At 57.8% G+C, this 21,785-nt stretch carries 21 protein-coding genes and 2 tRNA genes; 13 read left to right on the forward strand and 10 right to left on the reverse strand.

Annotation, left to right across the window (positions count from 1 at the left end; genetic code table 11):
- Window positions 1-15 precede the first annotated feature (15 nt).
- The gene (locus VD17_RS08460; protein WP_046053444.1) at window positions 16-321 is read left to right on the forward strand and encodes a YkgJ family cysteine cluster protein; all 306 of its coding nucleotides are present in this window, start codon (window positions 16-18) and stop codon (window positions 319-321) included.
- A gap of 129 nt (window positions 322-450) precedes the next feature.
- Here the strand turns inward: VD17_RS08460 and VD17_RS08465 are convergent, their stop codons facing one another.
- The 6 genes from VD17_RS08465 to hemA all read right to left on the reverse strand — a co-directional run bounded on the left by VD17_RS08465 (window position 451) and on the right by hemA (window position 5,814).
- A complete protein-coding gene (locus VD17_RS08465; protein WP_046053445.1) occupies window positions 451-969 on the reverse strand; it encodes an acyloxyacyl hydrolase in 519 nt (172 codons plus the stop codon).
- A gap of 112 nt (window positions 970-1,081) precedes the next feature.
- Entirely contained in the window at window positions 1,082-1,873 is a 792-nt protein-coding gene (murI, locus tag VD17_RS08470) for a glutamate racemase (protein ID WP_046053446.1), read from the reverse strand.
- Window positions 1,866-2,621 (reverse strand): molybdopterin-synthase adenylyltransferase MoeB, encoded by a 756-nt coding sequence (locus tag VD17_RS08475; RefSeq protein ID WP_046053447.1) that lies wholly within the window; start codon window positions 2,619-2,621, stop codon window positions 1,866-1,868. Before VD17_RS08475 ends, murI begins: the two co-directional genes overlap by 8 nt.
- Complete coding sequence (gene prmC, locus VD17_RS08480; RefSeq protein ID WP_046053448.1) at window positions 2,615-3,445, reverse strand: peptide chain release factor N(5)-glutamine methyltransferase; 831 nt, start codon at window positions 3,443-3,445, stop codon at window positions 2,615-2,617. The genes VD17_RS08475 and prmC overlap by 7 nt, the downstream gene beginning before the upstream one ends.
- A complete protein-coding gene (gene prfA, locus VD17_RS08485) occupies window positions 3,446-4,528 on the reverse strand; it encodes a peptide chain release factor 1 (protein WP_046053449.1) in 1,083 nt (360 codons plus the stop codon).
- The gene (gene hemA / locus VD17_RS08490; RefSeq protein ID WP_046053450.1) at window positions 4,525-5,814 is read right to left on the reverse strand and encodes a glutamyl-tRNA reductase; all 1,290 of its coding nucleotides are present in this window, start codon (window positions 5,812-5,814) and stop codon (window positions 4,525-4,527) included. The genes prfA and hemA overlap by 4 nt, the downstream gene beginning before the upstream one ends.
- Before the next feature lie 282 nt (window positions 5,815-6,096).
- On the opposite strand from hemA, the gene VD17_RS08495 reads away from it, so the two are divergent.
- The 8 genes from VD17_RS08495 to ychF all read left to right on the forward strand — a co-directional run bounded on the left by VD17_RS08495 (window position 6,097) and on the right by ychF (window position 13,017).
- Window positions 6,097-7,821, forward strand: a complete 1,725-nt coding sequence (locus VD17_RS08495) for a tetratricopeptide repeat protein (RefSeq protein ID WP_046053451.1) — start codon at window positions 6,097-6,099, stop codon at window positions 7,819-7,821.
- Window positions 7,822-7,825: 4 nt separating this feature from the next.
- Window positions 7,826-8,443: a lipoprotein insertase outer membrane protein LolB gene (gene lolB, locus VD17_RS08500; protein ID WP_046053452.1), complete on the forward strand. Its 618-nt coding sequence runs from the start codon at window positions 7,826-7,828 to the stop codon at window positions 8,441-8,443.
- Window positions 8,444-8,445: 2 nt separating this feature from the next.
- Window positions 8,446-9,297, forward strand: a complete 852-nt coding sequence (gene ispE / locus VD17_RS08505; RefSeq protein ID WP_046053453.1) for a 4-(cytidine 5'-diphospho)-2-C-methyl-D-erythritol kinase — start codon at window positions 8,446-8,448, stop codon at window positions 9,295-9,297.
- Between the two features lie 37 nt (window positions 9,298-9,334).
- Window positions 9,335-9,409, forward strand: a tRNA-Gln gene (locus VD17_RS08510).
- A gap of 45 nt (window positions 9,410-9,454) precedes the next feature.
- On the forward strand, window positions 9,455-10,396 hold the full coding sequence (locus VD17_RS08515; RefSeq protein WP_003208392.1) for a ribose-phosphate pyrophosphokinase: 942 nt from the start codon (window positions 9,455-9,457) through the stop codon (window positions 10,394-10,396).
- A gap of 141 nt (window positions 10,397-10,537) precedes the next feature.
- The gene (locus VD17_RS08520) at window positions 10,538-11,140 is read left to right on the forward strand and encodes a 50S ribosomal protein L25/general stress protein Ctc (RefSeq protein ID WP_046053454.1); all 603 of its coding nucleotides are present in this window, start codon (window positions 10,538-10,540) and stop codon (window positions 11,138-11,140) included.
- 169 nt (window positions 11,141-11,309) lie between these two features.
- Window positions 11,310-11,894 (forward strand): aminoacyl-tRNA hydrolase, encoded by a 585-nt coding sequence (gene pth / locus VD17_RS08525; RefSeq protein ID WP_008037207.1) that lies wholly within the window; start codon window positions 11,310-11,312, stop codon window positions 11,892-11,894.
- A gap of 22 nt (window positions 11,895-11,916) precedes the next feature.
- On the forward strand, window positions 11,917-13,017 hold the full coding sequence (gene ychF, locus VD17_RS08530) for a redox-regulated ATPase YchF (protein ID WP_046053455.1): 1,101 nt from the start codon (window positions 11,917-11,919) through the stop codon (window positions 13,015-13,017).
- 190 nt (window positions 13,018-13,207) lie between these two features.
- Here the strand turns inward: ychF and VD17_RS08535 are convergent, their stop codons facing one another.
- Together VD17_RS08535 and VD17_RS08540 are read right to left on the reverse strand one after the other, a co-directional pair.
- Window positions 13,208-14,113 carry a DMT family transporter gene (locus VD17_RS08535; protein ID WP_046053456.1) on the reverse strand — a complete coding sequence of 302 codons (906 nt, stop codon included), beginning with the start codon at window positions 14,111-14,113 and terminating at the stop codon, window positions 13,208-13,210.
- 174 nt (window positions 14,114-14,287) lie between these two features.
- Entirely contained in the window at window positions 14,288-14,911 is a 624-nt protein-coding gene (locus VD17_RS08540) for a glutathione S-transferase family protein (protein WP_046053457.1), read from the reverse strand.
- 83 nt (window positions 14,912-14,994) lie between these two features.
- Between VD17_RS08540 and VD17_RS08545 the strand changes: the two genes are divergently transcribed.
- Entirely contained in the window at window positions 14,995-15,840 is an 846-nt protein-coding gene (locus VD17_RS08545) for a helix-turn-helix domain-containing protein (protein ID WP_046053458.1), read from the forward strand.
- 41 nt (window positions 15,841-15,881) lie between these two features.
- Here VD17_RS08545 and VD17_RS08550 read toward each other — a convergent pair whose 3' ends face one another.
- Entirely contained in the window at window positions 15,882-17,099 is a 1,218-nt protein-coding gene (locus tag VD17_RS08550; protein ID WP_046053459.1) for an MFS transporter, read from the reverse strand.
- Between the two features lie 332 nt (window positions 17,100-17,431).
- On the opposite strand from VD17_RS08550, the gene VD17_RS08555 reads away from it, so the two are divergent.
- The 3 genes from VD17_RS08555 to VD17_RS08565 all read left to right on the forward strand — a co-directional run bounded on the left by VD17_RS08555 (window position 17,432) and on the right by VD17_RS08565 (window position 20,735).
- A complete protein-coding gene (locus VD17_RS08555) occupies window positions 17,432-19,489 on the forward strand; it encodes a methyl-accepting chemotaxis protein (protein WP_046053460.1) in 2,058 nt (685 codons plus the stop codon).
- Between the two features lie 116 nt (window positions 19,490-19,605).
- Window positions 19,606-19,682 (forward strand) — tRNA-Met (locus VD17_RS08560).
- 144 nt (window positions 19,683-19,826) lie between these two features.
- Window positions 19,827-20,735, forward strand: coding sequence for a hypothetical protein (locus VD17_RS08565; protein ID WP_052962684.1), 909 nt, complete (start codon window positions 19,827-19,829; stop codon window positions 20,733-20,735).
- On the opposite strand, the gene VD17_RS08570 is transcribed toward VD17_RS08565, so the two are convergent.
- Window positions 20,639-21,748: a DUF2817 domain-containing protein gene (locus tag VD17_RS08570; RefSeq protein ID WP_046053461.1), complete on the reverse strand. Its 1,110-nt coding sequence runs from the start codon at window positions 21,746-21,748 to the stop codon at window positions 20,639-20,641. The genes VD17_RS08565 and VD17_RS08570 overlap by 97 nt on opposite strands.
- Window positions 21,749-21,785 lie beyond the last annotated feature (37 nt).

The following is a 21,785-nucleotide window of genomic DNA, read 5'->3' on the forward strand; positions in this document are numbered from 1 at the left end:
CTTACACTGCGAGCCATGAAAACCATTCCCCACACGCAAATCGTCGAACCGGTGGTCACTTGCTCGACCTGCGCAGCTTGCTGCTGTCAGCTCGAAGTCATGCTGATCACCGACACAGGCGTGCCCGAACGTTTTATCGATACTGATGAGTGGGGCGGGGAAGTCATGCTGCGTCTGGATGACGGCTGGTGCGCCGCGCTGGATCGCAACACGATGATGTGCACCATCTATGAAAAACGCCCGTTGATCTGCCGGGAGTTCGAGATGGGCGCACCAGAATGCATCGACGAACGCCAAGGGATTACCACGGCGTATCGATGATAGAGAAAACACCGAAGATCTAATGTGGGAGCGAGCCTGCTCGCGAAAGCGGTGCACCAAGCAACATCAATGTTGAATGTTAAACCCCTTTCGCGAGCAGGCTCGCTCCCACATTTAAAGCACTGAGGCTTACAACGGCATCGTGTAGTGCAGCGAGTAGCTTTCTACGCCGTCGTTGTAACTGTTAAGACCGGCATTGGAGTAGTGCGTCGCACGAATCCCGACTTCATGTCCGCCCGCAAAGCGCAGACCAAAGCCGAACCGGTCTTCGAACTGAAAAGCACCACCGAGGTTGTTGCTTTCAAGTTCGCTATGAGAGAACAACGCCACGCCAATCCCGGCCTCCAGGTACGGCTTGACGTTTTGACCGGCAAACTCGTAAACAAACACTGGCGAGAACGACAGGCTGTGGTTGCTGGAGGTCTTGTCGCCTTCCCAATAGGTGTAGGCACCGCTCCAGTAACCGGTCACCCGACCGACATCACTCTGCAACCAGCTCTTGTCCCAATCGAATTGCATGCCCAGTCTATAGGTCATGGTCGAGTCGCTGGTCTCCCCGACCGCGAACTCCACGCCTGCTGCCTGTGCGGTAAAACTGTGCCCCATCAGTGCGGCCGCAATCGCGGCCAAGCAGAATAGTCGCTTCATTAGAAACATCCTTTTCCGAACGATTTCGTATGGTTTTTTTGTTGCTTGACGCTATAGAAGTCGACGTTTAATCAGAAGCTCACCCCAATAACTCGCTTGCCCCGAGTTTTGTTTACTCCTTGAAGCTTCGCACAACGCCAGCGGTATTCCACAGTGTCGGCAAGATATTTCTGAAATGCTCCGGATCGGCACTCGTCCAGAACTGTGCAGCACGAGCAGGCTCCTCGGCGAGCAATTCACGCTCGGCCAACAGACGCTGAAGTTGCCGCGCTACAGCGGCGCCGGTGTCGATCAAGCTGATGTCATCGGGGATCATCTGCTTAAGCAACGGCTTTAGAAAGGGGTAATGCGTGCAGCCAAGAATTATCGTGTCGCACCCGGCACCGAGCAGCGGTTCGACATACCTGGCCAGCAATTGGCGCAATGCCTCGCTGTGCAGATCGCCGTTTTCAATCAGTTCCACCAGGCCGGGGCACGGCTGGGTGATGACTCGCACATCGGTGGCGAATCGGTCGAGCAAGGCGGCGAACTTGGCACTCTGCAAGGTGCCGGTGGTAGCGAGCACACCGACCACACCGCTACGGGTCGCGGCAGCGGCGGGTTTGACCGCCGGCTCCATGCCGACGATGGGCCACTCGGGATAATCGCGCCGCAAGTCCGCAACGCCAGCGACCGTCGCCGTGTTGCAAGCCAGCACCAAGGCCTTGGCGCCCTGCTGCTGAAAAAAACCGGCCATCACGCTGCAGCGATGACGGATGAATTCCGGGGTTTTCTCGCCGTAGGGAATATTCCCGCAATCGGCGACGTACAACAGTGACTCATTGGGCAGCAAACGCTGGATCTCGGCCAGCACCGAAAGCCCACCGACACCGGAGTCGAAGACGCCAATCGGCGCTTCACGCATGCTTCGAACCACAGACGCTGCAGCCCGGATCACGCTTGACCCGCAACTCGCGAAAGCGCGAGCCCAAGGCATCGATCAACAACAGGCGCCCCACCAGCGGCTCGCCGAAACCCACCAGCAACTTCATGGCTTCCAGCGCCTGGAGGCTGCCTACCAGGCCAACCAAAGGCCCGACGACACCGGCTTCGCTGCAGGTCAGTTCGGCTTCGCTGCCGTGACCATATAAACAGTGATAACACGGGCTTTCCGGACGGCGCGGGTCAAACACTGACAACTGACCTTCGAGCCGAATCGCAGCGCCACTGACCAAGGGTTTGCCGGCGGCGACACACGCAGCGTTGACCGCTTCGCGGGTGGAGAAATTGTCGGAACAGTCCAGCACCAGATCCACCGCAGCCACGGCGGCGGCCAGTGAATCTTCGTCCAGCGCGGTGCGATGGGCGATCAACTGAATCTCGGGATTGATTGCAGTCAGTCGGCGAATAGCCGAATCGACCTTGCTCAGACCGACGCTGTCAGTGTCGTGGACGATCTGGCGTTGCAGGTTGGTCAGGTCGACAGTGTCGAAGTCTGCCAAATGCAACTCGCCGACGCCGGCGGCGGCCAGATACAGCGCAACCGGCGAGCCGAGGCCGCCGAGACCGACGATTAACACGCAGCTTTCTTTCAGTCGCAACTGACCGTCGATGTCGACGTGTTGCAACAGAATCTGCCGACTGTAGCGCAACAATTCCTGATCATTCAGCACGGCAGGCGCCCCAGGCTGATACGTTCGTGACCGCCCAGATCGGTGCGGCTGTGGACTTCTTCAAAGCCGCGGGTCAGCAGCAAATCGCGTACCGCAGTGGCTTGATCGTAACCGTGTTCAAGCATCAGCCAACCGCCCGCCTCCAGATAATCCGGCGACTGGGCGACGATCAGACGCAGATCGTCGAGCCCATCGATGCCGGCCACCAAGGCACTGGCCGGTTCGAAGCGCACATCGCCTTCCACCAGATGCGGGTCGGCGGAAGCGATGTAAGGTGGATTGCTGATGATCAGCTGAAAACGTTGACCTTCCAGCGCACTGAACCAATGACTGCTCAGTACGGTGGCGTTGTTCAGGTGCAGGCGCTGGCGATTGCGCTCGGCCAGGGCCACGGCTTCGAGCACGCGATCCACGGCGGTAACCTTCCAGGCCGGACGCTCGCTGGCCAGGGCCAACGCAATGGCGCCGCTGCCGGTGCCGAGATCGAGCACTGAGGCGGGTGTGGCTGGCAGCAGTTCCAGCGCAGTCTCCACTAGTAGCTCGGTGTCCGGTCGCGGGATCAGCGTATGCGGCGCAACTTCCAGATCAAGCTTCCAGAAGCCTTGCTGACCGAGGATGTAGGCCACTGGCTCACCGCCACGGCGGCGCTGCAAATACTCGGCAAATTTAAGCGCCGCTTCGCTTGGAACGATGCGCTCGGGCCAGGTGTGCAGAAAACTGCGGGACTTGCCCAACGCAGCGGCCAGCAACAATTCGGCATCCAGGCGCGCGGTGGGCGAATCTGGCAGGTCGGCAGCGCGTAACAAACTGGCAATGATCGTCATTTACTCACCTATCGCTGCCAATTGGTCGGCCTGGTATTCGGCCAGCAACGGCTCGATCACCGCATCGACGCCACCCGCGAGGATTTCGTCGAGGGAGTACAGCGTCAGGTTGACCCGGTGGTCGGTGACCCGCCCCTGGGCAAAGTTATACGTGCGGATCCGCTCCGAACGATCGCCCGAGCCGACCAGCAATTTACGCTCGCTAGCGATAGCGTTCGCGGCGGCGCTGGTCTGCTGGTCGTTGAGCTTGGCCGACAGCCAGGACATCGCCCGGGCGCGGTTCTTGTGCTGGGAACGTTCTTCCTGGCACTCGACGACGATACCGGACGGCAAGTGCGTGATGCGGATCGCCGAGTCCGTCTTGTTGACGTGCTGACCACCGGCACCGGAGGATTTGTAGGTATCGATGCGCAAATCCGAAGGATTGATCTCGATCGCTTCCTGCTCGTCCGGCTCGGGCAACACCGCTACGGTGCAGGCCGAGGTATGGATGCGGCCCTGGGATTCAGTGGCCGGAACCCGCTGCACACGGTGCGCCCCGGATTCGAACTTCAGCTTGCCGTAGACGTTCTCGCCTTCGACGCGGGCAATGACTTCTTTATAGCCACCATGTTCGCCTTCGTTCTCCGAGAGAATCTCCACCCGCCAACCACGACGCTCGGCGTAACGCGAATACATGCGGAACAGGTCGCCGGAGAAAATCGCCGCCTCGTCACCGCCGGTGCCAGCACGGATTTCGAGGAACACGTTACGCCCGTCATTCGGATCCTTGGGCAGCAGCATGCGTTGCAGGCTGGCTTCGATGTCGATCAGTTGCTCTTTGGCTTCGCGGACTTCTTCCACGGCCATTTCGCGCATGTCCGGGTCGCTGTCCTTGAGCAGCGCCTGAGCGCCCTCGAGATCGCTTTGCACCTTGAGCAACTGTTTATAGGTTTCGACAATCGGTTCGACTTCCGCGTATTCCTTGGAATAGGTGCGGAATTTGGTCTGGTCGGAAATGACCTCGCCGTCGCCAAGCAAGGCGGTCAATTCCTCGAAACGGTCCTGGAGGATGTCCAGCTTATTGAGCAGTGACGCTTTCATTGCGGTTTTTTATCCGAAAAGCTATCCGATGAGCCCTCATTCAGGGCAAAGAGTTCCTGGGCCATGGCCAGCGCATCGAGGCGGCCTTCGGCAGAGAGCTTTTTCAACTGCACGCTCGGTGCGTGCAAGAGTTTGTTGGTCAGGCCACGCGCCAGCTGCACCAGCACGTCTTCGGCGCTGCTGCCGTTGGCCAGCATGCGCTGGGCCTTCTGCAATTCTTCGTCGCGCATGCGCTCGCTTTGTTGGCGATAGGCCTTGAGCACATCCACCGCCGCCAGTTCACGCAGGCGGACCATGAAATCTTCGGCACCGACCGAGACCATCTCCTCTGCTGCCTGGGCTGCGCCCTGGCGACTCTTGAGGTTCTCGGCGACCACTTCGTGGAGATCGTCGACGCTATAGAGGTAAACGTCGTCCAGTTCGCCGACTTCAGGCTCGATATCGCGCGGTACGGCGATGTCTACCATGAAGATTGGCTTGTGCTTGCGCAGTTTCAAGGCGCTTTCCACCGCGCCCTTGCCCAGGATCGGCAACTGGCTGGCGGTAGAGCTGATAACGATGTCGCTGCGCACCAGTTCCGCCGGGATGTCCGAGAGCAACACCGCGTGGGCGCCAAACTGCTCGGCCAGAATGCTCGCGCGCTCCAGGGTGCGGTTGGCAACGACGATGCGCTTTACACCCAATTCGTGCAGATGGCGGGCGACCAGGGTGATGGTCTCGCCGGCGCCGATCAGCAAGGCCTGGCTACGTTGCAGGTCGCTGAAAATCTGTTTCGCCAGGCTGACCGCGGCAAACGCCACTGACACCGGGTTCTCGCCAATGGCGGTGTCGGTGCGCACCTGTTTGGCCGCATTGAACGTGGCCTGGAACAGCCGCCCGAGCAACGGACCGATTGTGCCGGCCTCGCGGGCTACGGCGTAGGCCGATTTCATCTGACCGAGAATCTGCGGTTCGCCCAACACCAGCGAATCGAGCCCGGAGGCCACCCGCATCATGTGACGAACTGCCGCATCATCTTCATGCACATAAGCACTCGCGCGCAGCTCTTCGAGGCTCAAATGGTGATAATCGGCCAGCCAGCGCAATATGATGTCAGCCGAAAGGTGATCCTGCTCTATATAGAGTTCACTGCGATTGCAGGTGGAGAGGATCGCAGCTTCGCGGCTGTCGGTGAGTCGGCAGAGCTGCTGCAAGGCCTCCACCAGCTGCTCAGGGGTAAAGGCCACGCGCTCGCGGACGTCTACTGAAGCAGTCTTGTGGTTGATACCGAGTGCAAGGAAGGCCATTCAAGGTCGCTGATGGTGACGTGAAGCCGGCAATTGTCCTACTTCGACAGAGCCAGAACAACTATTCGATATCTATCGCCCCTGTAGGAGCTGCCGAAGGCTGCGATCTTTTCAGGTTTCAAAGGTGCCGCACAGGCAAGATCAAAAGATCGCAGCCTGCGGCAGCTCCTACGATTGTCCCCATGACTCGCCTCTATAAAGGCGCCAATTGAGACTCGGTTATGTTTGGCCGAAGGCTTGTGTCATGATGATCCGACCGCAGGTTAGTCGTCCTCTTCCTATATGAATAGATCTTCCGCGTTGCTCCTCGCTTTTGTCTTCCTCAGCGGCTGCCAGGCCTTGGCACCCGTTTCGTCGGACGGTACGCCGCCGGTCGAAGACAGCACTCCGGCCCCTGAAAAGCCCAAGGTTTACAGCTCATTCAGTGAAGAAACCATCTTCAGTCTGTTGAGCGCCGAACTGGCTGGCCAGCGCAATCGTTTCGACATTGCCCTGGACAACTACGTGACCCAGGCGATCAATACTCAGGATCCGGGCATCTCCGAGCGGGCATTCCGTATCGCCGAGTACCTGGGCGCCGATCAGGCGGCCCTGGACACCGCGTTGATCTGGGCGAAAAACGCCCCGCAAGACCTTGAGGCGCAACGGGCAGCTGCCGTGCAACTGGCTCGTGCCGGGCGTTATGACGACTCCATGGTCTATATGGAGAAAGTCCTGCAGGGCAAGGGCGACACGCATTTCGATTTCCTCGCCCTGTCGGCGGCCGATACCGACCAGGACACGCGCAACGGTTTGATGAAAAGTTTTGACCGTTTATTGCAGCGCCACCCGAACAACAGTCAGCTGATTTTCGGCAAAGCCTTGCTGCTGCAACAGGACGGTGACGCCAAGGGTGCGCTGGGCCTGCTGGAAGACAATCCGCCGGACGAAGGCGAAATAGCGCCAATCCTGCTGCGCGCACGCCTGCTGCAGACCCTCAGTCGTGGCGATGAAGCCTTGCCGCTGCTGCAAAAAAGCATCAAGAAATACCCGGACGACAAACGCCTGCGCCTGACTTACGCGCGCATGCTGGTTGAACAGGACCGCATGGACGACGCCAAAGCGGAGTTCTCGAGCCTGGTTCAGCAGTACCCCGAAGACGACGAACTGCGTTATTCCCTGGCGTTGGTCTGCCTGGAAGCCAAGGCCTGGGATGAGGCCAAGGGCTATCTGGAAGACCTGATTGCCCGGGAAAGCCACGTCGATTCGGCTCACTTGAACCTCGGTCGTATCGCTGAAGAGCGCAACGACCCTCAAGGCGCGCTGATCGAGTACGCCCAGGTCGGCCCGGGCAACGATTACCTGCCGGCACAATTGCGTCAGGCCGATATCCTGATGAACAACGGCAGGACCGCCGAAGCCCAAAGCCGTCTGGCTGCGGAGCGCGATGAGCAGCCCGATTACACGATTCAGTTGTATTTGATCGAAGCCGAAACCTTGTCCGCCAATAAACAGCCCGACAAGGCCTGGAATGTATTGAAGCAAGCCTTGCAGCAATACCCGGACGATCTGAACCTGCTGTACACCCGCGCCATGCAGGCGGAAAAACGCAATGACCTGGCGCAGATGGAAAAAGACTTGCGCCTGATCATCAAGCGCGACCCGGACAACGCGATGGCGTTGAACGCCCTCGGTTACACCCTGTCCGACCGTACGACGCGCTACGCCGAAGCCAAGGCCTTGATCGAACAGGCACACAAGATCAACCCGGAAGACCCGGCGGTACTCGACAGTCTCGGCTGGGTGAACTTCCGCATGGGCAATCTCGACGAAGCCGAACGCCTGCTGCGCCAGGCGCTGGAGCGCTTCCCCGATCAGGAAGTCGCCGCGCACCTGGGCGAAGTCCTGTGGGCCAATGGCAAGCAACGGGAAGCCAAACAAATCTGGAGCAAGTTCCTCAAGGAACAGCCCGACAGCCCCATCCTGCGCAGCACCATCAAGCGCGTGACCGGATCAGAGACTCTTTAAGATTATGTTTTTGCGCCACCTCATTGTTTTCAGCTTCATCGCCCTGCTCGCCGGTTGCGCGGGCTTCGGTGCCCGCGAATCGGTACAGGGCCAAGGCAACGCGGCCCAATGGCGGGACTACAAACAGCAATTGACCAGCCTCGACGGCTGGCAGATCAACGGCAAGATCGGTATCCGCGCGCCAAAAGATTCAGGCAGCGGCACGTTGTTCTGGCTGCAACGACAGGATTACTACGACATCCGCCTCTCCGGCCCCCTGGGTCGCGGCGCGGCTCGCTTGACGGGTCACCCTGGCAAAGTTTCGCTGGAAGTGGCCAATCAGGGCCGTTATGACGCAACGACACCAGAGGCGCTGGTCGAAGAACAGCTCGGCTGGAAGTTACCCGTTTCCAACCTGGCCTGGTGGGTTCGCGGGCTCCCGGCGCCGGACAGCAAAAGCCGCCTGACCCTGGATGCCGACAGCCGCCTGGCCCATCTCGAACAGGATGGCTGGCAAGTCGAATACCTGAGTTACGCCGAGCAAAACGGTTATTGGTTGCCCGAGCGGATCAAACTGCACGGCACCGACCTTGATATCACGCTGGTGATCAAGGAATGGCAACCACGCAAATTGGGGCAGTGAACATGACCGCTCCGCGCTTGACGCTGCCCTCCCCGGCCAAACTCAATCTGATGCTGCACATACTCGGTCGCCGTGAAGACGGTTATCACGAGTTGCAGACTATTTTTCAGTTTCTCGATTACGGCGATGAAATCACGTTCGCCGTTCGTGATGACGGTGTGATTCGACTGCACACCGAATTCGATGGCGTTCCTCACGACAGCAATCTGATTGTTCGAGCTGCAAAAAAACTTCAGGAGCAATCCGGTTGTTCGCTCGGTATCGACATCTGGATCGAAAAAATTCTGCCCATGGGCGGTGGAATCGGAGGCGGCAGTTCAAATGCCGCGACGACTTTGCTCGGCCTCAATCATCTTTGGCAATTGGGCTGGGATGAGGATCGACTGGCCGTGCTGGGCCTGACGCTTGGCGCCGACGTCCCGGTTTTCGTGCGTGGGCACGCGGCTTTTGCCGAAGGCGTGGGGGAGAAATTGACCCCTGTAGACCCCGAAGAACCGTGGTATCTCGTGCTTGTGCCGCAAGTCTCTGTAAGTACAGCAGAAATTTTTTCAGATCCGTTGTTGACACGTAACTCTTCTCCCATTAAAGTGCGCCCCGTTCCCAAGGGAAACAGTCGAAATGACTGCTTACCGGTGGTAGCAAGGCGTTACCCAGATGTACGTAACGCATTGAATTTGTTAGGTAAATTTACCGAAGCAAAACTCACCGGAACTGGAAGTTGTGTGTTTGGGGGCTTCCCAAGCAAAGCTGAAGCTGATAAAGTCTCGGCCCTTCTTACAGAGACCCTTACAGGGTTTGTAGCAAAGGGAAGCAACGTTTCGATGTTGCATCGCAAGCTGCAAAGTCTGCTCTAAAAGGAACCGAGTACTGGGTACTCGTTGCAACAGATACAGGGGCGTCGCCAAGCGGTAAGGCAGCAGGTTTTGATCCTGCCATGCGTTGGTTCGAATCCAGCCGCCCCTGCCATTTTCTATACTCATCCAGGTTACCCTCAGCCTCTAGGTACTGCGCGTGTCCAAGATGATGGTCTTTACGGGGAACGCTAACCCCGATCTGGCTCGGCGTGTTGTACGTCAGCTGCATATCCCTCTCGGTGACATCTCTGTCGGTAAGTTCTCCGACGGCGAAATTACTGCCGAGATCAATGAAAACGTCCGCGGTAAAGATGTCTTCATTATTCAGCCGACTTGCGCTCCGACCAACGATAACCTGATGGAACTGGTAGTGATGGCTGATGCCTTCCGCCGCTCCTCAGCTACTCGTATCACTGCTGTTATTCCTTACTTTGGTTATGCCCGTCAGGATCGCCGTCCGCGTTCCGCACGTGTGGCTATCAGCGCGAAAGTCGTTGCTGACATGCTTACCGTAGTCGGCATCGACCGTGTTCTCACGGTTGATCTGCATGCTGACCAAATCCAGGGTTTCTTTGATATTCCGGTAGATAACATCTACGGCTCCCCAGTATTGGTGGATGACATTGAAGATCAGCGCTTCGAAAACCTGATGATCGTGTCCCCGGACATTGGTGGCGTCGTGCGTGCACGTGCTGTTGCCAAATCCCTGGGCGTGGATCTCGGGATCATCGACAAACGCCGTGAGAAAGCCAATCACTCTGAAGTGATGCATATCATCGGTGATGTCGAAGGGCGTACCTGTATTCTGGTCGATGACATGGTCGATACCGCCGGCACTCTGTGCCACGCGGCCAAGGCCCTGAAAGAGCATGGCGCTGCCAAGGTTTTCGCCTACTGCACACACCCTGTGCTGTCCGGTCGGGCGATCGAAAACATCGAAAATTCCATGCTGGACGAACTGGTGGTGACTAACACCATCCCGTTGTCCGCTGCTGCTCAAGCCTGCTCGCGTATCCGTCAATTGGATATCGCACCGGTAGTTGCCGAAGCGGTTCGCCGCATCAGCAACGAAGAATCGATCAGCGCGATGTTCCGTTAAGGGCCCTGCCCTTCTCGAATATCTCGTTGACGAAAAGCGCCCCGCCCCGGCATTCCTGTCGGGGCGGGGCTTTTTTGCCCATATCGCCTTTAGCGCTGGTCGCAAACGCTGGGGCGAATGTGGTTATTTTGGAGATACAACATGAACGATTTTACTCTGAATGCTGAAGTGCGTTCCGACCTGGGGAAAGGTGCGAGCCGCCGCCTGCGTCGTCTCGCAAGCCTGGTACCAGCTGTAGTTTACGGTGGCGAAAAAGCCCCTGAATCCATCAGCATGCTGGCTAAAGAAGTTGCCAAACTGCTCGAAAACGAAGCGGCTTACAGCCACATCATCGAGCTGAACGTTGGCGGCACCAAGCAAAACGTAATCATCAAAGCTCTGCAGCGTCACCCGGCCAAAGGCCACGTGTTGCATGCTGACTTCGTACGCGTTGTAGCTGGCCAGAAACTGACCGCTACCGTACCTGTACACTTTGTTGGTGAAGAAGCTCCGATCAAGAAAGGCGGCGAAGTTTCGCACGTTGTTTCGGAAATCGAAGTGACCTGCCTGCCAAAAGACCTGCCTGAATTCATCGAAGTCGACCTGGCTAACGCCGAAATCGGTTCGATCATTCACCTGTCTGACCTCAAAGCCCCTAAAGGCGTTGAGTTTGTTGCTCTGGCACACGGCGATGACAAGGCTGTTGCCAACGTCCACGCTCCACGTGTTGCTCCAGAAGCTACCGAAGAAGGCGCAGCAGAGTAATTTCACTCTGTTCGCCGGAGTGACCGGAAACATCGCGGACTAGAGCGTAGCGAGAAAGCGGGCGAGAACGCGGAGTTTACATAATGGTAAATGAGCACTTGTCGTCCACTTTCGCCGCACACACCTGTCGCGGCGATGTTATCCACCACTCCAAGGAAGGGCCCCTATCGTGACTGCCATCAAACTGATCGTTGGCCTGGGAAATCCAGGCGCTGAATACGAACAGACCCGGCATAACGCAGGGGCCCTTTTTGTTGAGCGCATCGCGAACGCACAAGGCGTAAACCTTGTGGCCGATCGCAAATATTTCGGCCTGACCGGGCGCTATTCGCATCAGGGTCAGGATGTTCGTCTGCTGATTCCCACCACCTACATGAACCGCAGCGGCCAGGCCGTCGCGGCACTTGCCGGCTTCTTTCGGATAAAGCCGGAAGAGATTCTGGTGGCGCACGACGAACTCGACCTGCCACCGGGCGTTGCCAAACTCAAACAGGGCGGCGGCCACGGCGGTCACAACGGGTTGCGCGACATCATTGCGCAACTGGGCAATCAGAATACCTTTTACCGCTTGCGGCTTGGCATTGGCCACCCGGGCGTTGCCAGTATGGTTTCAAATTTCGTCCTGGGTCGTGCGCCACGCGCCGAACAGGAAAAACTCGATGCCAGCATCGACTTTGCCCTCGGCGTGCTGCCGGATATCCTCGCCGGTGAATGGAACCGCGCGATGAAAAACCTGCACAGCCAGAAGGCCTGACTCACTCCTCGGGGAAAACACCATGGGATTCAATTGCGGCATCGTCGGCCTGCCTAACGTCGGCAAGTCCACCCTATTCAACGCCCTGACCAAATCCGGGATCGCGGCCGAGAACTTCCCCTTCTGCACCATCGAACCGAACACCGGTATCGTGCCGATGCCGGATTCGCGTCTGGAAGCCCTGGCGGCCATCGTCAATCCCAAGCGCATCCTGCCGACCACCATGGAATTCGTCGACATCGCAGGCCTGGTGGCCGGCGCCTCGAAAGGTGAAGGCCTGGGCAACAAGTTCCTCGCCAACATCCGTGAAACCGATGCCATCGCCCACGTAGTCCGCTGCTTCGAAGACGAGAACGTGATTCACGTCTCGAACAGCGTCGACCCGAAACGCGACATCGAAATCATCGACCTGGAACTGATCTTCGCCGACCTCGACAGCTGCGAGAAGCAACTGCAGAAAGTCGCCCGAAACGCCAAAGGTGGTGACAAGGACGCGGTGGTCCAGAAAGGCCTGCTGGAGCAATTGATCGCTCACTTCACCCTCGGCAAGCCTGCGCGTACGCTGATGAAAACCATGGGCGCCGACGACAAAGCGGTGATTCGTGGTTTCCACCTGCTGACCACCAAGCCGGTCATGTACATCGCCAACGTCGCGGAAGATGGTTTCGAGAACAACCCGCTGCTGGACATCGTCAAAGCCATCGCCGAAGAAGAAGGCGCCATGGTGGTTCCGGTCTGCAACAAGATCGAAGCCGAAATCGCCGAGCTGGAAGACGGCGAAGAGAAAGACATGTTCCTCGAAGCCCTGGGCCTCGAAGAGCCTGGCCTGAACCGCGTAATTCGCGCTGGCTACGAAATGCTGCACCTGCAGACCTACTTCACCGCCGGTGTCGAAGAAGTCCGCGCCTGGACCGTACGCGTGGGTGCTACCGCGCCACAAGCCGCCGGCGTGATCCACACCGACTTCGAAAAAGGCTTCATCCGCGCCGAAGTTATCGCCTATGACGACTTCATCCAGTACAAGGGCGAAGCCGGCACTAAAGAAGCGGGTAAATGGCGCCTGGAAGGCAAGGACTACATCGTTAAAGACGGCGACGTGATGCACTTCCGTTTCAACGTATAACGGTGACCGTGGATTTACACGGACCTCGATAGACAAAAAATCCCCGTAATCACTCGCTGATACGGGGATTTTTGCGTCTTGGGATCACCATCCTCTTCGTTTACACGCAGACCTTGCGGGCCTGCGCGTGACGTATTGGCCAGGGTCACGGCAGCCCGTCGTTCACGATTGCGCCGTGATACACCTTCTGTCAGGTCGCTTCGGGTAAAGGATGCGCTTTCTCAGGCGGTTTGATCGAACCGATGTAAACCGCAAAGATAGTCACCAGCGCGCCGCAAATCTGCAGCGTGGAGCTGGCCTTGCCGAGAAAGGTGACATCAATGAAATACGTGATTACCGGCTCCAGTAACAGGATCAGACCTGCCAACCCCAGGCTGATGGCTCCGATCGAGCGGTTGACCAGCAACCAGCCGACAAACTGCACCAGTACCCCGTATATGATCAGCATCAGCAAGGTTTGCCCATCCACGATGGCCAAGCTTTCCCCGGTTGCCAGCGCATATGTCAGCAGAACCAGTGCCGCCCAAAGACTCAAATTGAGCATCTGTGCGATCTTGTCCCCCCCGCCGTCAGGCAACTGGGTGTTGATCTTCAGGAAGTACACGCAGATAGCATATGCCAGCCCCGACAGTACGCCATACACCACGCCCTTCATCCCTACCGCATTGCTCATCTCGGGTAGCAACAACAGATAGAGCCCAACAAATGCCAAGGTGATGGATACCAGGAAGTACATCGAAGGTTTTTCCTTCAACAGGTACAACCCCAGCAGGGTCATGAAGAACACCTGACAGTTGGTCAGGATCGACCCGATGCCAGGGCCGACGATATAGATGCTCTGGTGCCAGAGCGCCAGGTCGATGGCCAAAAACACCCCAGCCAACGCGGTGTACAGCTGCGCCTTGGCGCTTTTGAGCAGTACCGGTATTTTGCGCACCTTGAGCAGCAGGAAGAACAGGATCGAGGCGAACAACATCCGATAGAACCCTGCGCCACCCGCGCCGATATGGGCGAAAGCGACGGCGAGAGCAGACAGACTGAGCATCAGTCCGCCGAGGGTCAACTCAATGATTGCCCGATTGTTATTAGTCGACATGAGAAACCTCATTGATAAAGACCGGAATTAATTTTATGAACACTCACACCCCTCCCCGGGCAACAAACATCAGACTCGACAAAGCAGAAAAGCCCCAAAGGTCTTTTCTGCCACGAGAAAAAAAAAAACAACTAATTTTTAATGGGCTTTAATAGTTGGCAGCAACGCAACTTTTTAAACTTCTTGCGCGGCCAACTTCAACCATTGTTGTACTGGTGCATAACCCAGGATGTTTTCGACATAGCCCTGCAATTGCGCAGGAATGGCAATGCCATAACGACGGAAGCGGAACACCACCGGAACAAACATCGCATCAACAATGCCGAAATCACCGCAGAGGAACTGCGTTGAACCGCTCACCTCACGGAGCTGGTTCCAGATAGCGAATACCCGCATGATTTCCTCTCGGGTCTCGGCGGTCAGGCTTTCCGGGATGTCACCGGTGCTCAGGCCAAACGACATCTGCGTGCGCAGATGGGTGAAACCGGAGTGCATCTCTGCCGCAGCAGCTCGTGCCAGGGCCTTGATCCGTGAATCTTGGGGCCAAAGGTTGGCGGCCGGATATATGCCGGCAATGTATTCACTGATGGCCAGGCTGTCGTTGATGACGACATCATCAAGCAGCAGCGCCGGCACCTTGCCGGAAGGCGAGTGCTCCAGAATGCGCTGGCGCGTATCGTTTTGTTCTAATTTGATCTGAAGGGTTTCAAATGCAACATCCGCTGTCACAAGAACCAGCCATGCACGAAATGACCATGAAGACTTATTAAAATCCCCAACTACCAGTTTTGTAGACATCGCATCCCCTCGCTTGTGTTATGAAATAGGTGCTAAATTTAGCTAACTTTTTTTCATACGTATTGCACAAAACTGGACAATTCATGGACGAGAATCGCCTTGATAAAGCCCCTCAAAAAGACAAGGACTTTGTTCAATTCTGGCGTATACCCGAAGGCGACTGTGAGTTGCTATCTGCGCGTTACAGCACTCAATCTTTCGGCCGACATTCACATGACCGGTACGCCATTGGCGTTATAAGTAGTGGTGTTGAAAAACTTTTTTATCGCGGCAGTTACTACATGGGGGTCGCTGGCAGTGTGGTCACCATTACCCCCGGGGAGATCCACGACGGCTTGCCAGGCCATGATGATGGCTGGATGTATCGAATGCTCTATATCGACCCCGAATGGGTCAATCGGATGGTGTTTCAAGGGCGTTTTTCAAACGATCATATTCATCTTTTTCAAACAGCCCTGAGCCAGGCCCCCGACTTCGCCCGGACCTTTTTGCTTCAACATCAAATCATTGAAAAATCCCCCGCCAGCCTTGAACGGGAAACTATCCTGCTGGATCTGGTGACGCAGCTCTTCGAGCGCAGCGGAGCGCCCATCGAACCGGTCAGCGCAGCTGAGCAGCACGCAGTGCAGAAGATAAAGAGAAAGCTCGAAGACGAGTTCGACAAACATCTGTCTCTGGAAGAACTGGCGCAACTGGTGAACCTTGACCCTCTTTACCTGATCCGGGTGTTCAAAAAAAGCGTTGGCGTCTCCCCCCACAGCTACCAGATCCAGAAAAGAATCGCCCAGGTGCAAAAACTGCTGCGCACCGGGTCCGGTCTCGCAGAAGCGTCATTCGCTTGCGGTTTCTTCGATCAAAGCCACATGAGCCGTGCCTTCAAAAAAGTAGTCGGCATCACCCCCGGCAGTTTCCGCAACAGCAGTGCATGAGCCTGTAGGAGCAAAACTTGCTCCTACAGGACCTCGTGTTTTCAGGCTTTTTTGGTTCTTGGCAGGAAGATCGCCAGCACACCGAACAACGGCAGGAACGAACACAGCAAGTACACGTATTCGATGCCGTGTATGTCCGCCAGATGCCCAAGCAACGCCGCACCAATCCCGCCAAAGCCGAACATCAATCCGAAGAACACTCCGGCAATCATTCCGACATTGCCCGGCACCAGTTCCTGGGCATACACCACGATGGCTGAAAAGGCCGAAGCCAGGATGAAGCCGATCACGACGCTGAGGATGCTGGTCCAGAACAGATCAACGTGAGGCAGGATCAGGGTGAACGGCGCAACGCCGAGGATAGAGAACCAGATCACCGCCTTACGCCCGATCTTGTCGCCGATCGGCCCACCGAAGAAGGTCCCCGCCGCTACCGCACCGAGAAACAGGAACAGGTGCAACTGCGAACTTGCCACCGAGAGGTCGAATTTCTCGATCAGGTAAAAGGTGAAGTAACTGGTGAAGCTGGCCATGTAGAAATACTTGGAGAACACCAACAGCCCGAGCACCACCAGTGCACTGATCACGCGATTCTTCGACAAGCCATGCGTCGCCGCCTGGCCTTGCTTGAGTTTGAACAGACTCAGGTGGTTGGCGTTCCAGCGGCTGATCCGATAAAGCACGAACAGCGCAAACACTGCGAACAGTCCGAACCAGGCCACATGGCCCTGACCGAAAGGAATGATGATCGCCGCAGCCAGCAACGGACCGAAGGCCGACCCGGCATTGCCGCCGACCTGAAAGGTCGACTGCGCCAAACCAAACCGCCCACCAGACGCTAATCGCGCTACGCGAGAAGCTTCCGGGTGAAAGGTCGAGGAGCCGATACCGATCAACCCTGCCGCCAGCAAAATCATCGGAAAACTGCCGACCACCGACATCATCAAAATGCCGATCAATGTGCAAACCGTCCCGGCGGGTAGCAGCCAGGGTTTGGGATGCCGATCGGTGTAGTAACCGACCCACGGCTGCAACAGCGACGCCGTCAGCTGGAACGTCAACGTGATCAAGCCAACCTGGGTGAAGGTCAGGCCATAGTTGGCCTTGAGCATCGGATAGATCGACGGCAGCACCGACTGGATCAAGTCGTTGATCAGATGCGCCAGCGCCACGGCGCCGATGATGCGCATGACCAAAGGGCTGCTTTGTGAAGTCGCGGATGCCGGCTGCGCGCCGGTCTGGACATTGCTGATAGCCATAAGAGTTTCCGTACAACAGATGGGTGCACACGGGCAGGTGCGTCAATGTGCCATTTTTCGGTGCAGCAGCGCCATCCCCTTAGCCTGCTAACGACCTCGGTTTTCATCGCTGAAAAGGTGATAGCGCAACGCCATGGTCTGAATCTTGCCTTGGTAATCCGCTTCAACGCGGCCCCTTACAAAGGGGACCGAGAATGGGAAGTTTCGCCACAGAGTCGGCCTACAGAGCTGGCGAGGGTGAACTTTCGAGGCCTTTTAAAAGGGCACAGGTCGCGACCGCAACGGTTGCGACGCACGCCAATGGCGCGTGGTGTCCAGAGGAGTTTGGGGGCATGCAGGCTTTTTTATCACCGGGGATCGGGTTGCTGGGGCGTTTTGGCTTCGCACGCAAATTTCAGCTGTTGTTTCTGCTCTTTATCCTGCCGCTGACGGGCAGTCTGTGGATGATCGGTCAGGACTATCGCGACAAACTGAACCTGATCTCCGGCGAACGTGCCGGGGTTCGGCAACTGCTCGCCCTGGATGCGCTGGATAATCTGCTAGCCGCTCAGCGTGACCGCGCGGCTCGCTGGCGCGCCACGGAAACCAATCGTCAGCCGACACCCGCGACGATCGCGGCGATGGCTGCTTTCGATACGGTTCAGCCAGCCGTCGCCCAGGCCACCTCGGACCTCGGCAACGCCCTGCAAACCGAAGGTGCCGAGAGCGAAACCCTGGCCCGTTATCAAGCCCTGCAAACCGCCCTCAACGGCCTGGACTCGAAAAGCCTGAGCAGCGTCGGTTGGTGGCCGGACGGTTACGATCGTTTCACCAATGCCTTGAGTGCCCTGCAAGCTTTGCGCGAGCAGATCGCCATGGACAATCGCCTGACATTGGCGCCGTGGCTGGAGACCTATTTGCTGACCCAGATCTCCACGCAGCACGCGCCGGACCTGATCGAACGAGTCGGCCGCTTGGCCAGCGTCGGCCAGGCATCAGTGGTGTCCGGGCAGTTCACCCTGCAAAGCCGTCTGCAATTGCGTGACTTGCGCAGCCGCATCGGCGATGCCCGGGAGCAGCTGGTCAAAACCGCAAGCCTGCTGGAAGCGCGACTGCCCAGCGCGTTGCAAGCCTGGGCCGGGCAATACCATGACAGCCTCAAGCACCTGGACGCCGAGTTGAAAGTCCTCGATGACGGCGTGTTCGGCGGCAGCATCAAGCTCAAGCCGGAAGAGTTCGAACACAGCCTCGACGCCCTGCTCACTGACCTCTCTTCGCTGCGTCAGCAGTCGTTGGTGTCGCTGGATCAGCGTCTGGACTATTACCACGGTTCAGCCATCCGCCAGTTCATCCTGGTATCGGCCATCTTTGGCTGCCTGCTGCTGGCCGCGCTGTACCTGTTCATCTGCTTGCAGACCTCGATCCGTCGCAGCGCCAGCGGCATTACCCTGCTGGCCGAAGCCTTGCGCGACGGCAATCTGAGTCTACAAGTACCGGTGCATGGCCGCGATGAACTGGCCGCCATCAGCACCGCCCTCAACGTCGCGGTGGTGCAACTGCGCAACAGCCTGCTGGGGGTCGATCATGAAACCTTGCAGCTGAGCAACGCAGTGCGCACCCTCAACCATCACTCCAGCGGCGCCCTTGGGGAAGTCGAAGCTCAGCAGTTGCAGATCAGCCAGATCGCCGCAGCGGCCACGCAATTGGCCGCGACCTCTCAAGGGGTCGCCCAGAGTTGCGAACAGGCCTCCGGCAGCGCTCAGCACACCCAGCGCATCGCTGCCGACAGCAGCCGTGACAGCCAGCGCACGACGGCGAGCATTCAGCAACTCAATCAGCGCTTGAACGACACCGCTGCGGCACTGGGCCGGGTCAGTGAGCAAGGTCAGCAGATTCAGTTGGTGGTGGATACCATTCGCGGAGTTGCCGAGCAGACCAACCTGTTGGCGCTCAACGCCGCCATCGAAGCCGCTCGTGCGGGTGAACAGGGCCGTGGCTTTGCGGTGGTGGCCGATGAAGTGCGCAGCCTGTCGCAACGCACCCAGTCCTCTACCGCGCAGATTGCCGGCACTGTCGACAGCTTGCGCAGCACCGTAAACGAAGCGGTGAGCCTGATGGAAGCCGCTTGCGGCCAGGCTCAGTCCGACGCCCAGGCCGTCACGGGCCTCGGCGAACGCCTCGGGGAAATTGCCAGTGCCGTGCAGAGCGTCACCGACACCCTGGCGCAGATCGCCACAGCGGTCGACGAGCAAGCGACCACCGCCGACGAGGTCAGCGGCAATATCCAGCAAGTCGATCAGGCGGCGGTACGCTTGCTCGAAGGCGCGCGGGCGGTGAACCTGGCAGCGGACACCTTGAGCCAGGGCAGCAAGGCCTTGAGTGCCAATACCGGGAGATTTCAGCTCAGTTGAAGCCCTCCCCTGGCCCGTTTTTTCGGGTCAGGCGGATAAGCGGTTGAAAGCGTAGAGAAATATTTTAGATTTACGCTTGACACATCTCTGTTACGAGCCAATAATGCGCGCCACTTGGCTACATAGCTCAGTTGGTTAGAGCATAGCATTCATAATGCTGGGGTCCGGGGTTCAAGTCCCTGTGTAGCCACCAAGTACTAAAAACGGCTTACCGAAAGGTAGGCCGTTTTTTTATGCCTCGAGAAAAGTGCTCCCGGCCCACAGAGCGGTTAATGCCCACTCTTTGCGGTTCTCTCCTACAGTTAATGCCAACGCTTTAACGCAGAGAGACCACCCTATGCACTGGGGCCTGGACGAGATCATTGTGTTTTTCATCGTGGTCGCCATCTTCTGCGTGGTGCTGGAACTCGCTTTTCGTCTCGGCCGTCATCACCGGACCCACAGCAACGATTCGACCCGATCCCACCTTACCGTTTTGCAAACCGCCCTCCTCGGTCTGCTCGCGTTGTTGCTGGGTTTCAACTTCGCGATGGCCACCTCACGTTTCGAAGCGCGCAAAACACTGATTCAAGATGAAGTCACGGTGATCGGCTCAACCTATCTTCGAACGAAGTTGTTGCCGTCTGATCTGCGCGGGAAGGTGTCGGCGCTACTCAAGGAATATGTCTCGGCGCGGATTGAATTCATGCGCGCCGGCACGGACGAGCAACTGCTGAAGGCGGCCAGCGAATCGTCGCGGAAGATCGAAGACCAGTTATGGAATCTGGCTGCCGCCGCCGAGGCCCAGGGCGAAGCGACAGCCACCATGAACCTGGTGATCCAGTCGTTGACCGATGTCTACAACGTTAATGAAAAACGTCGCGCTGCCCTGGGCAATCATGTCCCGGCAACTGTGATCAATCTGCTGTTCGTCGTGGCCATCGGCGCGTTGGGTTTCATCGCTTACAGCTATGGCCTGGGCCACCGTCGACGGCACGGTTCGACGACCCTCTTCGCGATCCTGATTGCCATGGTCTTCACCCTCATCCTCGACCTGGATCAGCCCCGCAGCGGCTTCATCCGCGTCGGCGAAGAAAGCATGCTGCGGTTGCAGGAAGATTTGAACCGCATGAGTTCGGGCAACGAGAGGCCACGTCCCCGTCAATCACGTCAGGAACGAATTGCCGGCAATGCTGACAACGCCCGCTCCCAAATCTGCCAGGTGCGCAGCCAGACCATCGCCTGCCAGTCGCTGTCGGCGGGATAGAACTGCTCAAGCAGATTCAGTTTGATCCCGCGCCCCACTGCATCACTCGGATTGCCATGCAGATGCAGCCAGTGATCATCACGCAGATGACGATGAACCTCGGCGCCGGGATACGTCCCGCACTCGATCACAAACGGCATCAACCGCACCTGCGGCAGCGCGTTGATCAACGCCTGCGAGGTGTAGCCGGTGGCCGTGGCTGCAACGCCGGTTTCGCTCAGCGTGTCGGCGCCCGTGTGCAAGGTATAGAGCCAGGGACCATAAATGGCCTGCGCATCTGCAAGCGCTGGATACGCCGCTTCGGTAATGGTCAGCAACATCGGATGCCCGTACTCCCCGGCGCCGGTGTGCAAGTCGAAACACATCGCCACTTCTGCATGCGCGGCATGCTTTTGAATGATCTGATGCAACGTGCGGTTCGACCAGCTCGGTGCCAGTCCGCCGTAAAACAAACCATCGGGATGACGGTGCTGGCCGCCCTCGACAATCGACATCACCGCTGGCCAGCCGTGTTCGCTGATCTGTTCGTCGAGCAAGGCATCGGCGCGATCACGCTCCGGGCCCTGCAACTGCGTGCAGGCATAGATTTCATGCAGCGCTGTGTAGGCCTGATTATCTGGCAATGCATGGTCAAAGTTCAGGTGATTGCGGTTCAGGTCGATGTTGTCTTCGTTGACCCGACGCAACCACGCAGTGCCCCACGGATTGATCAGGTGGATCATCACCACCGCGACATCGGCCGGCAGCGTACGCTTGCCCAACTCCTGCAACCACTTGATCTGACATCCCGAACCATAGAAGCCTTCGACGCCATGAGTGCCACTCAGCGCAATCAGCAAGCGCTTGGCGCCCGGATCACCCAGCACGGCCACATCGGTGCTCAACAGCTCACCGAACGGCCCTTTGAGTGGATGCGGGTACTCGGTCAGCGTCGCACCGGCCGCGGTCGCGACGGCCAGGAATTGATCACGCTGGGTGCGGTAACTTGGCTGGGTGGGGAACTCGGTCTGCATGTCTGCCTCCTGTTGATCTTCTGGCCAGTCTGTTGCC

This window comes from Pseudomonas fluorescens, assembly GCF_000968015.1.
GTDB classification, from domain to species: Bacteria; Pseudomonadota; Gammaproteobacteria; order Pseudomonadales; family Pseudomonadaceae; genus Aquipseudomonas; species Aquipseudomonas fluorescens_W.

What these genes read in the sequence shown, in the direction of transcription:
- VD17_RS08460 (WP_046053444.1), top strand. Translation starts at nt 16, where the DNA reads ATGAAAACCATTCCCCACACGCAAATCGTCGAACCGGTGGTCACTTGC.
- VD17_RS08465 (WP_046053445.1), bottom strand. Translation starts at nt 969, where the DNA reads ATGAAGCGACTATTCTGCTTGGCCGCGATTGCGGCCGCACTGATGGGG.
- murI (WP_046053446.1), bottom strand. Translation starts at nt 1,873, where the DNA reads ATGCGTGAAGCGCCGATTGGCGTCTTCGACTCCGGTGTCGGTGGGCTT.
- prmC (WP_046053448.1), bottom strand. Translation starts at nt 3,445, where the DNA reads ATGACGATCATTGCCAGTTTGTTACGCGCTGCCGACCTGCCAGATTCG.
- prfA (WP_046053449.1), bottom strand. Translation starts at nt 4,528, where the DNA reads ATGAAAGCGTCACTGCTCAATAAGCTGGACATCCTCCAGGACCGTTTC.
- hemA (WP_046053450.1), bottom strand. Translation starts at nt 5,814, where the DNA reads ATGGCCTTCCTTGCACTCGGTATCAACCACAAGACTGCTTCAGTAGAC.
- VD17_RS08495 (WP_046053451.1), top strand. Translation starts at nt 6,097, where the DNA reads ATGAATAGATCTTCCGCGTTGCTCCTCGCTTTTGTCTTCCTCAGCGGC.
- lolB (WP_046053452.1), top strand. Translation starts at nt 7,826, where the DNA reads ATGTTTTTGCGCCACCTCATTGTTTTCAGCTTCATCGCCCTGCTCGCC.
- ispE (WP_046053453.1), top strand. Translation starts at nt 8,446, where the DNA reads ATGACCGCTCCGCGCTTGACGCTGCCCTCCCCGGCCAAACTCAATCTG.
- VD17_RS08520 (WP_046053454.1), top strand. Translation starts at nt 10,538, where the DNA reads ATGAACGATTTTACTCTGAATGCTGAAGTGCGTTCCGACCTGGGGAAA.
- ychF (WP_046053455.1), top strand. Translation starts at nt 11,917, where the DNA reads ATGGGATTCAATTGCGGCATCGTCGGCCTGCCTAACGTCGGCAAGTCC.
- VD17_RS08535 (WP_046053456.1), bottom strand. Translation starts at nt 14,113, where the DNA reads ATGTCGACTAATAACAATCGGGCAATCATTGAGTTGACCCTCGGCGGA.
- VD17_RS08540 (WP_046053457.1), bottom strand. Translation starts at nt 14,911, where the DNA reads ATGTCTACAAAACTGGTAGTTGGGGATTTTAATAAGTCTTCATGGTCA.
- VD17_RS08545 (WP_046053458.1), top strand. Translation starts at nt 14,995, where the DNA reads ATGGACGAGAATCGCCTTGATAAAGCCCCTCAAAAAGACAAGGACTTT.
- VD17_RS08550 (WP_046053459.1), bottom strand. Translation starts at nt 17,099, where the DNA reads ATGGCTATCAGCAATGTCCAGACCGGCGCGCAGCCGGCATCCGCGACT.
- VD17_RS08555 (WP_046053460.1), top strand. Translation starts at nt 17,432, where the DNA reads ATGCAGGCTTTTTTATCACCGGGGATCGGGTTGCTGGGGCGTTTTGGC.
- VD17_RS08565 (WP_052962684.1), top strand. Translation starts at nt 19,827, where the DNA reads ATGCACTGGGGCCTGGACGAGATCATTGTGTTTTTCATCGTGGTCGCC.
- VD17_RS08570 (WP_046053461.1), bottom strand. Translation starts at nt 21,748, where the DNA reads ATGCAGACCGAGTTCCCCACCCAGCCAAGTTACCGCACCCAGCGTGAT.